Origin of the sequence: Streptomyces griseicoloratus, from assembly GCF_014534645.1 — a bacterium.
In the GTDB taxonomy this organism is placed as follows: domain Bacteria; phylum Actinomycetota; class Actinomycetes; order Streptomycetales; family Streptomycetaceae; genus Streptomyces; species Streptomyces griseicoloratus.
In genome coordinates this window covers 59,875-73,812 of sequence record NZ_JACVQF010000163.1, presented here as the reverse complement: position 1 = coordinate 73,812, position 13,938 = coordinate 59,875, and the positions used below count along the sequence as shown (strand labels likewise).

General features: G+C 73.3%; 11 protein-coding genes. 2 read left to right on the top strand and 9 right to left on the bottom strand.

Translation table 11 applies throughout. The features are described from left to right. Positions 1-53: 53 nt before the first annotated feature. Positions 54-401 (top strand): DUF6204 family protein, encoded by a 348-nt coding sequence (locus H0H10_RS05845; protein WP_188179741.1) that lies wholly within the window; start codon positions 54-56, stop codon positions 399-401. On the opposite strand, the gene H0H10_RS05840 is transcribed toward H0H10_RS05845, so the two are convergent. The 9 genes from H0H10_RS05840 to H0H10_RS05800 all read right to left on the bottom strand — a co-directional run bounded on the left by H0H10_RS05840 (position 373) and on the right by H0H10_RS05800 (position 12,656). Further along, the gene (locus tag H0H10_RS05840; RefSeq protein ID WP_188179740.1) at positions 373-924 is read right to left on the bottom strand and encodes a GNAT family N-acetyltransferase; all 552 of its coding nucleotides are present in this window, start codon (positions 922-924) and stop codon (positions 373-375) included. The two genes, H0H10_RS05845 and H0H10_RS05840, sit on opposite strands and share 29 nt — an antisense overlap. 123 nt (positions 925-1,047) lie before the next feature. Further along, a complete protein-coding gene (locus tag H0H10_RS05835) occupies positions 1,048-1,971 on the bottom strand; it encodes a S66 peptidase family protein (protein ID WP_188179739.1) in 924 nt (307 codons plus the stop codon). Beyond that, on the bottom strand, positions 1,968-3,920 hold the full coding sequence (locus tag H0H10_RS05830) for a S9 family peptidase (protein ID WP_188179738.1): 1,953 nt from the start codon (positions 3,918-3,920) through the stop codon (positions 1,968-1,970). Before H0H10_RS05830 ends, H0H10_RS05835 begins: the two co-directional genes overlap by 4 nt. Positions 3,921-3,938: 18 nt before the next feature. Further along, positions 3,939-5,261, bottom strand: coding sequence for a M20/M25/M40 family metallo-hydrolase (locus H0H10_RS05825; protein ID WP_188179737.1), 1,323 nt, complete (start codon positions 5,259-5,261; stop codon positions 3,939-3,941). Continuing rightward, the gene (locus tag H0H10_RS05820; protein WP_188179736.1) at positions 5,254-6,087 is read right to left on the bottom strand and encodes a M55 family metallopeptidase; all 834 of its coding nucleotides are present in this window, start codon (positions 6,085-6,087) and stop codon (positions 5,254-5,256) included. The genes H0H10_RS05825 and H0H10_RS05820 overlap by 8 nt, the downstream gene beginning before the upstream one ends. Before the next feature lie 93 nt (positions 6,088-6,180). Next, positions 6,181-6,909: a class I SAM-dependent methyltransferase gene (locus H0H10_RS05815; RefSeq protein WP_188179735.1), complete on the bottom strand. Its 729-nt coding sequence runs from the start codon at positions 6,907-6,909 to the stop codon at positions 6,181-6,183. A 142-nt stretch (positions 6,910-7,051) separates the two neighbouring features. Continuing rightward, a complete protein-coding gene (locus H0H10_RS05810; RefSeq protein ID WP_188179734.1) occupies positions 7,052-9,517 on the bottom strand; it encodes an ATP-binding SpoIIE family protein phosphatase in 2,466 nt (821 codons plus the stop codon). Positions 9,518-9,662: 145 nt separating this feature from the next. Further along, entirely contained in the window at positions 9,663-12,065 is a 2,403-nt protein-coding gene (locus H0H10_RS05805) for an MFS transporter (RefSeq protein ID WP_188179733.1), read from the bottom strand. A 147-nt stretch (positions 12,066-12,212) separates the two neighbouring features. Beyond that, a complete protein-coding gene (locus H0H10_RS05800; protein WP_188179732.1) occupies positions 12,213-12,656 on the bottom strand; it encodes an SRPBCC family protein in 444 nt (147 codons plus the stop codon). Between the two features lie 155 nt (positions 12,657-12,811). Here H0H10_RS05800 and H0H10_RS05795 point away from each other — a divergent pair, with 155 nt between their 5' ends. Next, complete coding sequence (locus tag H0H10_RS05795; protein ID WP_188179731.1) at positions 12,812-13,849, top strand: Rv2578c family radical SAM protein; 1,038 nt, start codon at positions 12,812-12,814, stop codon at positions 13,847-13,849. Positions 13,850-13,938: the final 89 nt, after the last annotated feature.

The following is a 13,938-nucleotide window of genomic DNA, read 5'->3' as shown; positions in this document are numbered from 1 at the left end:
TAGAGTCGGCCTCCGGCCGCGGTGGCCGAGGAGCGACGGAGAGTGGAGCGTACGTGAGCGAGCAGCACACCTACCGGGTGATCGTCCGGGGCACCTGGGAGGCGCTGACCGAGGAGGCCTGGGCCCGGCTGATCGCCGAGGCCGCCGAGCACGGGATGGCGAGCATGCGGTTCACCGAGGAGGGCTCGCTGTCGTACGAGGCGTCGCCGCTGAAGCACTTCTCGATGCGGTACGTCGTGGTGTCGGACGCGGCGGACGGCGAGGAGATGGCGGGGGCGATCGCGGAGGACCGGGCGGAGACGACGCTGCGCGGGCTCGGCTACGGGTTCCGCGACCTCCGGTCGACGGTCACCGACCTGGACACCATGAAGATCAACCGGAAGTCACGCTCTCGGCGGTGATCGCCCAGCGCTGGTGGTCGCGCCAGGCGCCGTCGATGTGGAGCATCCGCGGCGAGAAGCCCTCCAGGTGGAAGCCGCAGGCGCGGGCCAGCGCGATGGAGGCGGCGTTGCCCGGCTGCACGTTTATCTCCAGCCGGTGCAGCCCCAGCGGTCCGAACGCGTACCGTACGACGAGGTCCAGTCCCTCGCGCATCAGCCCGCGGCCCGCCGCGTGGGCGAAGGCGCCGTAGCCGAGCGCCCCGCTGCGGAAGCCGCCGTGGACGATGTTGTTGACGTTGACGAATCCCGCGATGCCGCCGCCGTCGCGCTCGCACACCAGGAAACCGGCCTTGGCCGGGTCCTCGATCAGCCGGCCGGCGTACACGGCGTACGCCTCGGCGCTGTCGGGCGGGAAGAGCCACGGATGGTGCAGGTCCTTGCTCTCCCGGGCCCGGGCGGTGAACTCGTCGCCGTCCTCGTAGGTGAAGTGCCGTATGCCCACGCGGGGGCCCTCGGCGAGGTAGCGGGATGCGGTGTGCGGCATCCCGCCAGCCTACGACGGGGCCGGTGGGCCGCTCCCCGGGCACCGGCAACCGGAGCAGCCCCGCGCGTGCGGACCGCCGGGCCGGGCCCGGTCACCGGCCGGACGGCTCGGCGCGGTGCCGCCTCAGCGCAGTGCCGGCTCGTCGAGGGTGAGCGTGCCCGCCTCGGCGTCCAGCTCCGCCGCCGTCCCGAAGGGCACGGTCAGCGCGCCCTCGCAGTGCCCGAAGCCGAAGTCCTCGACGACCGGCACTCCGAGGCCGCCCAGCCGGTCGGCGAACAGCGGGCGCAGGCGCTCGTAGGGCCCGCACGCCTCCCAGGACCCGAGGAGCACCCCGCGGACCCCGTCCAGCCATCCGGCGCGCAGCAACTGCGTCAGACAGCGGTCCAGCCGGTACGCCACCTCTCCCACGTCCTCCAGGCACAGCAGCCCGCCGTGCGCGGAGCGGCGGGCGTGCGGGGTGCCCAGCTCGGCGGCGAGCAGACTCACGCTTCCACCGAGTGTGACGCCCCGGGCCCGGCCGGGGACCAGCGACGTGGCGCCGGACACGATCGTGCGGACGGTCTCCGGCGCGAACAGCGTGGCCTTGAGGTGCTCCTGCGCCCTCGCGTTCTTGATGAAGTCGGCGCCGGCCGCCATCGGCCCGTGCAGGGTGACCAGCCCCAGTCTCGTCGCGAACGCCTCGTGCAGCGCGGTGATGTCGCTGAAGCCGACGAACACCTTCGGTCCGGCCGCGCGCATCGCCTCCCAGTCGAGCAGGTCGGCCATGCGCTGGGCGCCGTACCCGCCGCGGGCGCACAGCACGGCGTCCACGGACGGGTCGCACCAGGCCGCCTGGAGATCGGCGGCCCGGTCGGCGTCCGTGCCCGCGAGGTAGTCGAACGTGCCGTGCCGGTCCAGGACATGGGGTGCCACGACCGGGTCGAGGTCCCAGCCGCGCAGCACGTCGAGGCCGGACTGCAGCCGCTCCTCGGGCACGGGCCCGCTGGGCGCGACGACGGCCACCCGTGCGCCGGGAGCCAGCCGCGGCGGCCGCCGCAGGGAGGTCACTTGGTCAGCTCCAGGGTCTGGACGCCCGGCGGGTTCAGTCCGAAGACCTGGGCGTAGAGGGAGAGCTCGGACTCCAGGACGCGCACCATGGTCTCCGCCCGGCGGAATCCGTGCCCCTCGCCCTCGAAGGCGATGTACGCGTGCGGCACGCCTCTGCCGGCCATGCGGGCGAGGAAGCGCTCGCACTGCACGGGCGGGCAGATCACGTCGTCCAGGCCCTGCAGCAGCAGGAACGGCACGGTCACACGGTCGGCGTGCTCGGAGGGCGACCGCTCGGCGTACCGGCCGGGGACCTCGGCGTACGGCCCGATCAGGGTCTCCAGGTACTGCGACTCGAAGTCGTGGGTCTCCCCGGTGCCCCAGCCGGCCAGGTCGAGGATCGGGTAGATGACCGTGCCGCAGGCGTAGACGTCGGTCGTGGCCAGCGACGCGGCCGCGGTCCAGCCGCCGGCGCTGCCGCCCCGGATCGCGAGCCGGTCGCGGTCGGCGGTGCCCTCGTCGGCGAGGGCGAGGGCGACGGCGGCGCAGTCCTCGACGTCGACGACCCCCCACTGTTCGCGCAGCCGGTTGCGGTACTGCCGGCCGTGGCCGGTGGAGCCTCCGTAGTTGACCTCGACGACGCCGATCCCGCGCGAGGTGAAGTAGGCGATCTCCAGGTCCAGCACGAGCGGCGACCGGCTGGTGGGGCCGCCGTGCGCCCAGACCACGTACGGCGGCAGTTCGTCGCCGGGGGCCGTGCACTCCGGGTGGTGCGGTGGATAGACGTGGGCGTGGATCTCGCGGCCGTCGGGGCCGGCGAAGGTGCGGATCAGCGGCCGGGGGTAGTAGACGGGGTCCACGGCGTCCTCGTGGGGGGCGCCGATCACGCGGGTGCGGCCGGTGCTGGCGTCCAGCTCCACCACCTCGTAGGCGCTGTGCGGGCTCGCGCCGACGGCCACGACCCGCTCGCCGTGCGCCGCCAGGGTGGGCGCGAACTCGGTCCAGGGGCCCGCCGCGTCGACGAGCTCGCCGGTCTCGGGGTCCAGTATCCCGAGGGTGGCGGCTCCGCGGCCGTGCAGGACGGCGATGAGACCGCTGTCCAGCGGGGCGAACCAGCGCAGGCCGAGCTTCCACAACGGCCCGCCGAACTCCTCCTCGCGGGCGCACAGGGGCTCGCCGTCCCGGTAGAGGTTCCACCAGCCGGTGCGGTCGGACGCGTACAGCAGGGTGCCGTCGGCGGCCCAGTCGGCCTGGGCGACGGACTCCTCCGGCCCGCCCGCGACGGTCCGGGCCTCCTGGAAGACACCCTCGGGTACGATCTCGGCCACCTTCAGCTCGGTGCCGTCCCAGGGCATGCGCGGATGGTCCCAGGCGAGCCAGGCCGCACGGCGTCCGTCCGGCGAGAGGCGCGGCCCGGTGACGAACCGGTGCCGGTCGTCGGTGAGTTCCCGCACGGCGTGCCGGTCGTCGGCGGCCGAGCCGTCCAGCGGCACCGCCACAAGGACCCGGCGCACGTCGGTGGGGCCGTCGCCGGTGAACTCCTCCAGGACGCACCACACCTCGCCCCGCTCGGGGCGCGGCTGCGGATCGGCCCAGCGCAGCCCGCCGCCCACCGGGGAGACGGGGGTCAGCGGACGCGGTTCGCCGCCCGGCTCGAACGCGTACAGCCGCTGGTCGGCGAAGTTCACGAAGAGCACCAGCGGCCCGGCGTCGGTCAGGAACGCGGCCCAGGGCCGGCCACCGTACTCGATGACGCGGCTGCGCACGTTCCACGGCGCCGGCAGCACCGGCTCCTCCGTGCCATCGGGACGCCGGCGGACCAGGGTTCGCCGCCCGCCCTCCGTGGGCCGGGGCGCCGTCCACCACACCTCGTCGCCGACGAAGCCCACGTCGTCGGGCCGCCCGTCGTGCGCGGCGGCGAGCGCCGCGTCGATCGGCGAGGGCCACGATCCGTACGCCAGGGTCTGCACTGTCTCCCCCCACTCCTTCTAGGCCGTGCGCAGGAACCGGTCGAGGACGCGGACGCCGAAGTGCAGCGCCTCGACGGGGACGCGTTCGTCGACACCGTGGAAGAGGGCCTGGTAGTCGAAGCCCTCCGGCAGCTTCAGCGGCGCGAAGCCGTAGCCGGTGATGCCGAGCCGCGAGAACTGCTTGGCGTCCGTACCGCCGGACATGCAGTACGGCACCACGTGCCCCTCCGGGGCGAACTCCTCGACGGCCGCGCGCATCCTGGCGTACGTCGGCGAGTCCACCGGCGCCTGGAGCGCGACCTCGCGGTGCTCGAACTCCCAGTCCACGTCCGGCCCGGTGAGCCGGTCCAGGGTGCTGCGGAACTCCTCCTCGCCGCCCGGCAGGAACCGCCCGTCGACATGGGCGACCGCCTCGCCCGGAATGACATTGATCTTGTAACCGGCGTCCAGCATGGTCGGGTTGGCGCTGTTGCGGACGGTGGCCTCGACCAGCTTGGCCGCGGGGCCGAGCTTGTCGAGCAGCGCGTCGACGTCGTGCAGGTCGGTCTCGATGCCGTACAGGGCGGCGAGTTCGGTGAGGGCCGCGCGCACGGTCGGGGTCAGCCGCAGCGGCCACTCGTGGTCGCCGATCCGGGTGATGGCGGCGGCCAGCCGCGTGACCGCGTTCTCCCGGTTGACCTTGGAGCCGTGCCCGGCCCGTCCGCGCGCGGTGAGCCTGAGCCAGCCGGTGCCGCGTTCGCCGGCGGCGATCGGGTAGATCTGCCGGCCGCCGCCGTCGTGGAAGGTGAACGCCCCGGATTCGCTGACGCCCTCGGTGCAGCCCTCGAAGAGCGCGGCGTGCCGGTCGGCGAGGAAGCCGGAGCCGTCCTCGGCGCTGGCCTCCTCGTCCGCGGTGAACGCGATCACCACGTCGCGCCGGGGCCGGACGCCCTGGCGGGCCCAGGCGCGCACCACGGCGAGGATCATCGCGTCCATGTTCTTCATGTCGACCGCGCCGCGCCCCCAGACGACCCCGTCGCGGATCTCCCCGGAGAACGGGTGCACGCTCCAGTCGGCGGCCTCGGCGGGCACCACGTCCAGGTGACCGTGGAGCAGCAGCGCGCCGGCGGACGGGTCGGTGCCCTCGATGCGGGCGACGACGTTGGTCCGGCCCTCGGTGCGCTCCAGCAGCGTGGGCTCGATCCCGGCCTCGGCGAGCCGTGCGGCGGCGTACTCGGCGGCGGGGCGCTCCCGGCAGTCGCCGCCGCCGCGGTTGGTGGTGTCGATGCGGATGAGGTCGGAGGTGAACCGGACGACCTCGTCCAGCGCCTGCGCGTCCGTGCTCCCGGGCTGCTCAGCCATACTGCTCCTCCACCGCGGCCGAGGCGATCGTGGTGACCGCCTTGAACGTACGGATGGCCTCGAACATGGTCTCGTGGGTGTAGGCCACCTTCCGCTCGCCGATGCGGGCCACGCCCGGCACGACCGTCGAGGCCGCCGCCAGGTGCTCGGCGTCGAACTCCAGCGCCACGGTGAACGGTCCTCCGCTCACCGGCTCGCGGCGCACCGCGAGCGCCGCCGCCTCCTTGGCCGCCGCCCGGATGTCGGCGGCGGTCCTGGCCGGCGTCCGGCACACGGCCGCGTACCGCGAGACATGGTCCTTGACCGCGACCTTCAGCGCCCCGGGCGCGTAGCCGAGGGCGTCCTCGCAGGCCACGTCGTCGCCGGTGACCAGGACGACCGGCACCCCGTACTCGGCGACGACGTGGGCGTTGAGCAGGCCCTCGCTGGCCCGTACGTCGTTCAGCCACACGCCCGTGATGGAGTTCGCCAGGTAGGTGTGCGCGAGGACGCCCTCCATGCCGGCCCCCGCGTGGTAGCCGATGAAGGCGATGCCGTCGACGTCCCCGTGCTGCACGCCCTCCACCATGGACAGCGCCTTGTGCCGCCCGGTGAGCATCTGCGCCCGCTCGTCGAGCCGCTCCAGCAGCAGGTTGCGCATGGTCCAGTGGGCCTCGTTGATGAGCACCTCGTCGGCACCGCCGTCGAAGAAGCCCAGCACGGCGGCGTTGACGTCCGAGGTGAACATCGACCGGCAGCGCTCCCACTGCGGCGTCCCCGGCAGCACGTCGGCCGGCCAGGTGACACCGGTGGCGCCTTCCATGTCGGCGCTGATGAGGATCTTCATGGGGCGTCACGTTACGCGGTCTCGCGCGAGCGCAGCCAGGGCTGTGGAAAACTCTCACCGGCCCAGACCAATGACGCTCCGCCCGCGCCGGTGTCACACGGGGTGGCGCCCGGCCACGACCCACGTCGACGGCAGCTCGATCCGGGTGCCGTCGGCCGTGTACTCGGTGGTCACCAGCGGGAGTTCGCCGCTCGCCAGGACGGTCAGCCCGGCCGCGCGCAGATGTTCCTGCACCGCCCCGTCGGCGACCTCGCCGGGGGTCAGTCCGTGCCGGAGGACGGGTTCGACCTTCGGGGGCGGGCCCGCGGGCCCCCGGGCCACGGCCATGAGAGCCGGCTTGGCGGCCGCGGAGGGCTCCACGAGAAGTGCCCGGCCGCGCTCGCCGAGGAGCGCGGCGACGCCGTCGGCGAGGGGCTGGCGGTCGTCGGGCTCGCACTGGTGCAGCACGCCCCGCATGTAGACGTTGGCGTCGCCCAGCTCGGCGTGCAGGGCCTTCGTGGCGGACCTGTCGGCGGCGTCCAGCTGCCGGTAGGCGGCCAGCCCGGCGGGGTCGGCGTGCCGGGCGTGGTCGAGGGCGGCGGCGGACAGGTCGGCGCCGACGACGTGCGGGAAGCGGCCGGCGAGGAAGCGGGTCTGGGTGCCGTTGCCGCAGCCGAGGTCCACCAGCGGCAGCCCGGGGTCGGTCAGGTACGGCTCGAAGTGGGCCAGGTGACGGCCGGCGGCCAGCGCGGGCTCGGCGTCCCAGAACACCGCGCCCTCGTCCCCGGGGGCCTCACGCCAGAACCCCTCCCACGCGTCCCGGTACCGACTCGTCACGCTCATGCCCGACTCCCCAGGTCCGTCCGGCCCGCCGTTGACGACGGGCCAGTACGGTGTACCGCGCCCGGCGCACGGCCACAAGCGCCCGGCGCGTTCCTTCACCGGTCCTCCGGGGCGGCTTCTTCTCCCGGCCGCTGCGCGCGGTTCAGCGCCGGGGCAGCGTCAGCTCGAACCAGACGGTCTTGCCCGCCTTCGTGCGGCTGGCGCCCCACTCGCGGGCCAGGGTGCTGACCACGCGCAGACCGCGCCCGGCCTCGTCCTCGGGTCCCGCGCTGCGCAGCGTGGGCAGTTCGTGGTCGTCGTCGTCCACCTCGCACAGCAGCGTGTCGCCGCGTACGAGGCGCAGCCCGACGGGGCGGGCGTGGGCGTGCCGTACGGCGTTGGTGACGAGTTCGCCGGCCAGCAGCTCGGCGGGACCGGCCAGTTTCGCCAGCCCCCAGTCGTGCAGCTGCTCGCGGACGGCCGCACGGGCCCGGCGGACTTCGGCCGGGTCGCGGGCGAGCCGCCATTCGGCGACGGCGTCGGGCTCGATGCCGTTCAGGCGGGCCATCAGCAGGGCCACGTCGTCCTTGCGGACGCCGCGCCTGCCCAGCGCCCGGATGATCGTGTCGCAGGCGTCGTCCATGGAGGCGGCGGGGTGGGCGGCGGACTCGCAGAGGGTCGCGAGGCCGACGCCGATGTCCTCGCCGCGCACTTCCACCAGGCCGTCGGTGCACATCACCAGCCGGTCGCCGGGTGCCACGCGCACGCGTACCGCCTCGAACGGCACCCCGCCGACGCCGATCGGCGCCCCCGTCGGCAGGTCGATCAGCTCGCCGGCACCGTCCTCGGCACGGACCAGGACGGGCGGGATGTGTCCGGCGTTGGCGAGGTGCAGTTCGCTCGCGATCGGGTCGTAGACGGCGTACAGGCAGGTCGCGAGGTAGGTGTCGCCGAGCCGCTGGGCGAGGTCGTCGAGGTTGCGCAGCAGCTGGGCGGGCGGCAGGTCGAGGGCGGCCATGGTCTGCACGGCCGTACGCAACTGGCCCATCATGGCGGCCGAGTTCAGGCCGTGCCCCATGACGTCGCCGACGACGAGCGCGGTGCGCGCGCCGGGCAGTTTGACGGCGTCGAACCAGTCGCCGCCGACCCGGCCGAGCAGGGTGCCGGGCAGGTAGCGGGTGGCGATGTCGGCGCCGGCCATGCGGGCGGGGATGTGCGGCAGCATGCTGTCCTGGAGCGTCTCGGCGACGTTCTCCTGGTACGTGTACATGCGCGCGTTGTCGAGCACGAGGCCCGCACGGGCGGCGAGTTCGGCGCCCGTGACGCGGTCCATGTCGTTGAAGACGGGCCGCTCGGGGTGGCGGAGCAGGATCATGAAGCCGAGGACGACGTTGCGTGCCTTCAGGGGCACCAGCAGCATGGAGCGGCCCGTGATGAGCGGCCGGATGTCCCGCTTCTCGAACTGGGAGGCGATGGCGTGGCCCATCTCCTCGCTGATGCGCGGCACGAGGACGGGTTCGCCGGTGGTCATGCACTGGAAGAACGGGGTGTGCGCCGGGAACGGCATGGCCTCGCCGACCGGTACGACGTCGTCCCAGCGGCCGGGTTCGTCGGTGTGCTCGACGGCGACCCGGTGCCACATCGTCGTCGTGTCCGGCACGCCCTCGGGGAAGCCCTCGCCGGCGACGACCTGTTCGCGCAGGTAGGTGCCGGCGACGTCGGTGAACCGGGGGACCACGGCCCGGCTGACCTCGACGATGGTGCGGGAGAGGTCGAGGGAGGTGCCGATGCGGCCGCTGACCTCGTTCAGGAACTCCAGGCGTTCGCGGACGGCCGCGTACTCCAGGTCCTCGGCCTCGTCGAGCAGTTCCTGCGGGACCGGCTCGCCGGCGGCGAGCGCCCGCTCCGCCCGTTCGCGGCGCGCCCTGCGCTCGGCGCGCCGGGGCACGCCCCAGTCGGGGGTGACGGGCACCCGGTCGTTCCGGCTGAACTCCAGGACCGGGTAGCCCAGTTCGAGGACCTGTCCGACGATGCGGGCGCTCTCGCCGACGCTCATGCTGGGCAGGATCTCGGGCAGGCGGCGGGCCAGTTCCTCGGCACCGGGGAAGTCGGTGTGCAGCGCGAAGCCGGGCACGATCCGCTCGACGGCCCTCTCCCCGGGGCGGTGCGCGTCCGCGCCGCCGGGGTCCTGCCGCAGGGCGTCCGCGTCGGCGGCCAGTACCAGCAGCCGCTCGCGGCCGGGGCCCACCAGCGGGTACGCCCACCACAGCACGTCGATCCGGTCGTTCCCGGGCACGGTGAGGCGGGCGCGGCCCGCGGCCGGGTAGGACAGCCGCCCGTCGAGGGACGCCTCCAGGCCGGGGCCGAGGTCGTCGCGGGCCGTCCAGGACCCGTACGGGGTGGTGTCGTCGTCCTCGGCGAGGGCGCCCGAGACGGGCAGCAGATCGGGGGCGGGCCGGCCGATCGCCTCTTCCTTGGGGAGGGCGAACAGCAGGCGCGCACCGCGGCTCCAGTGGGAGACCAGTCCGTCGCGGTCCACCACGACGACGGCCAGCGGGACGCGGCCGGGCGCGGCGCCGGGACCGGCTCCGCGGCCGGGAGGTGTGTCCCGCTCGCTGCCATGGTCCATGGCGTCAGGCCCTCTCTCCCACGGCTCCGCAAGATCTGTGTCGCCGTCACCACCGTACGGGTGCGGCCGGTGGTGATGTGCGGCAACGGGGGAATTGGTGGCGGGGATGCGCACCGGCGCGCGGGCCGCGCGCCGGTGGCCGGTCTCAGTCCTCGTGGCCCAGCTGGAGGTCGCGTTCCGTGCGTCCGCCGCCGGCCACCTGGAGCACCGTGGCGACGGGCGGGTAACCGGCGGCGATGACGGTGTACTCGCCGGACGAGAGGTCGACGAACCGGAAGGTGCCGTCGGGTCCGGTGGTCAGCGTGTCCACGACGTTGCCGGCCGCGTCCAGCAGGGTCACGCGCGCGTCCTCCACGGCCCGCCCGCCGCCGGCGCGCACGGTGCCGCGCAGTACGGCGCCGCCGGCCAGCTCGACGTCCTGGCGGGTCTCCCGGGCGGCCTGCACGCTGACGGGCAGGGCGGCCGGGCGGAAGGCGGGCGCGCTGGCGGCGAGGGTGTACTCGCCGGCCACCAGCTCGGTGATGACGTAGCCGCCCTCGCGGCCGCTGCGGGTGCTGGCCACGACCTCGCCGTGGACGTTGGTGAGGGTGACGGTCGCGTCGCGCACCGGGCTGCCGTCGGCGGTGAGCACCTGTCCCGCCAGCCGCCCGGCGCCGCCGAGGACCACGTCCAGCTCGACCGGACGCTCGCCGACGGTGACGGAGACCGCCTGCGGCTGGTGGCCACCGGCCGCGGCGATCAGGACGTAGGACCCCGAGCCGGGGGTGGCGAGCGCGTACCGCCCGTCGTCGCCGCTGGCGCCGCGGCCGATCTGCTGCCCGGCGACGTCGATGAGGGTGAGTGCCGCGCGGGGCACGACGGTGCCGTCGGGGTGCTGCACGGTGCCGCAGACCGGGATGCCGGCGGCGTGCGGCGAACGGGCATGCGGCACGGAGGCGACGGGGCGGGTGGTGTCCGGCTCGGCGGCGGGGGCGTGGGGGGTCGCTGCGCTGTTCAACAGGGGGGTCTCCTTGAGGAAGAGGGCGATGAGCAGGCCGAGGACGAGTACCGGCACCAGGTAGAGGAAGATCCTCGGCATGGCGTCGGCGTACGCCCCGATGTAGGCGTCGCGCAGCGCCGGGGGCAGGGAGTGGACGAGTTGCGGGGTGATGGACTCCGCGTCGGGCAGGCCGGCGCCCGCCTCGGCGGGCAGGCGCTCGGCCAGGGCGTCGGTGAGCCGGCCGGCGAAGAGCGTGCCGAAGATCGCCGCGCCGACGCTGCCGCCGATCTGCCGGAAGTAGTTGTTGGCGCTGGTGGCCGTGCCCAGGTCGGAGGGGCGCACGGAGTTCTGCACGGCGAGGATCAGGACGGGCATCACCATGCCGATGCCGGCGCCGAGGACGGCCATCCAGATGCTGTACTGCAGCCGGGGCGTGTCGGCGTCGAGGCGGGACAGGAGCCACATGCCGACGACGGACAGGGCCCCGCCCAGGATGGGGTGGATCCGGTAGCGCCCGGTACGGCTGATGAGCTGGCCGGAGATGATGGAGGCGCCGACGATGCCGCCCATCATCGGCAGCATGAGGAGGCCGGACTCGGTGGCGGAGGCGCCGTCGACCATCTGCAGGAACGTCGGCAGGTAGCTGGCGGCGCCGAACAGGGCGACGCCGACGACGAGACCGACCAGGCCGGTGATGTTGAAGACGGAGTCCCGGAACAGCCTGAGCGGGATCAGCGGCTCGGGCGCGAAGCGCTCGGCGACGAGGAAGAGCACGGTGGACACCGCGGCTCCGGCGCCGAGACCGAGGATCACCTCGGAGTCCCAGGCGTACTCGGTGCCGCCCCAGCTGGTCAGCAGCACCAGACAGGTGGAGGCGGCGGCGAGCAGCAGCGCGCCGAGGATGTCCAGCCGGGGCTTGGCCTGCGGCTTGGGCAGTTTCAGGACGAGCGCGACGACGACCATGGTGACCAGCCCGAAGGGCACGTTGATGTAGAAGCACCAGCGCCAGGAGAGGTGGTCGGTGAAGTAGCCGCCGAGCAGGGGGCCGGCCACCGAGGCCAGACCGAAGGCGGCGCCGATCAGGCCCATGAACCGGCCGCGGTCCCTGGGCGGGACGATGTCGGCGATGATCGCCTGCACGCCGATCATCAGTCCGCCCGCGCCGACACCCTGCACGGCCCGGTAGGCGATCAGCTGGTCCATCGTCTGGGCCCGGCCGGCGAGCGCGGACCCGACGACGAACACCAGGATCGCGAACTGGAAGACGCCCTTGCGGCCGAACAGGTCGCCGAGCTTGCCGTAGATCGGCAGTCCGACGGTGGAGGTGAGCAGGTAGGCGGTGATCGCCCACGACATCTGCTCCAGGCCGTGCAGCTCGCCGACGATCTTCGGCAGCGCCGTGGCGACGATCATCTGCTCCAGCGCGGCGAGCAGCAGCGCGAGCATCAGCCCGAAGAAGACCAGCCGCACCCGCCGCGGGCTGAGCCCGGTGTCCCGCTCCGGCTCGGGTACGGGGATCTTCGGGGGTGCGGCGACCGGTTCTTCCTGCACCAGAGTGATCCCGCCCACGTACCGCTCCCCTCGTCGTACTGCCGCAATTCCCGCATTAAGCGACAACTGGCGGCAACCACGACGAGTTACGCCGTACGGAAGACCCGTGAGGAGATCACTCGAACCGGTGAGGGGCCCAACGGGCCCCGGAGAAAGGGGTCTTGACTACTTCTCCACCTCGGCGGCGAGCTTGGCGAGCAGCGCGTCGTAGATCCGGGCGAGGCCCTTGGGAGCGAAGGTCTTTTCGAAGAAACCGCCGATGCCGCCCGCGCCCTGCCAGGTGGTCGTGACGGTGACCCGGGACCTGCCCTCACCGGCCGGGGTGACCCGCCAGGTGGTGACCATGGAGGAGTTGCGGTCCTTCTCGACCAGCTCGCCGTCGGTCGGCTCACTGACCTCCAGCAGGCAGTCGCGGACGCGCTTGCTGGTGGCCTGGAGCTTCCAGTGCACGAGGGTGCCCTCGCCGTCGCCGCCCTCGCGGACCTCGTACTCGCTGAACTGTTCGGGCAGCAGCCTCTCGCGCGTGCCGCTGTAGTCGGCGAGGGTGTCGAACACCGTCTCCGCGTCCGCCGTGACGATCCGCTCCGTCGTGGCCTCGACCTGCGCCATCGGGGTTCCTCCAGGGCCTGGTTCCTCGGGGTCGGAGCAAGCCAACCACCCCGCTGCCCGGCCACCAAATCGGGGGGCGCGGAGCCGTACGGCACCTCCGCACGATCATGGGAACACTTGTTCTATTCTGTGGCCAGTACTACCGAGGAGGCGGCATGCGCTGGGAAAACCTCACGGACTCCGGTCACGAGCGGGCGACCGACCCCGCACTGTTCGACGCGGACGCGGTGACGACCCGTACGTTCGACACGCCCGAGTTCCGCGGGATCACCTTCCACGAGGTGCGGGCCCGCTCGATACTCAACCGGGTGCCGGGGGCCTCGCGCATGCCGTTCGAATGGACGGTGAACCCCTACCGGGGCTGCACGCACGCGTGCGTCTACTGCTTCGCGCGCAAGACGCACAGCTACCTCGACCTCGACACCGGCCTCGGCTTCGACAGCCAGATCGTCGTCAAGGTGAACGCGCCGGAGCTGCTGCGCCGCCAGCTGGCCTCCCGCCGGTGGCAGGGCGAGCACGTCGCGATGGGCACCAACGTCGACTGCTACCAGCGTGCCGAGGGGCGCTATCGCCTGATGCCGGGCATCATCGCGGCGCTGACCGAGCGGGCGAACCCCTTCTCGATCCTCACCAAGGGCACGCTGATCCTGCGCGACCTGGACCTGCTGACCCGGGCGGCGCGGGTGACGGACGTGGGCATCTCGGTCTCGGTCGGCTTCACCGACCCCGACCTGTGGCGCACCGTCGAGCCGGGCACTCCCGCGCCGGAGCGCCGGCTGGAGGTCGTGCGGACCCTCGGCGAGCACGGGATCGGCTGCGGTGTGCTGATGGCGCCGGTGATCCCGTTCCTGAGCGACCAGCCGGACCGGCTGCGGGCGACCGTGCGGGCCATCGCGGCCTCCGGTGCCACGTCCGTCACGCCCCTGGTGCTGCATCTGCGGCCCGGCGCCCGGGAGTGGTTCATGGCCTGGCTCGCCGCTCATCACCCGCATCTGGTCCGCCGCTACGAGCGGCTGTACGCGGAGGGCGCCTACGCCCCGAAGTGGTACCAGCGCCGGATCACGCGTCAGGTGCACGACCTGGCACGGGAGTACGGCATCGGCCCCGCCGGTGCGGGGATGCCGCGCCGGATCGCTCGGCCCGGGCCGGCCGGGCCCGCGCCCTCCGAGCCGACACAACTTTCGCTCATCTGAGGGTATTAGAGGCATTGGAGGGCATCTAACACCCAACTGGGTCAAGTATCGACAGAATGCGTTCTTTCGGACGTGCTTTCCGGGACGAT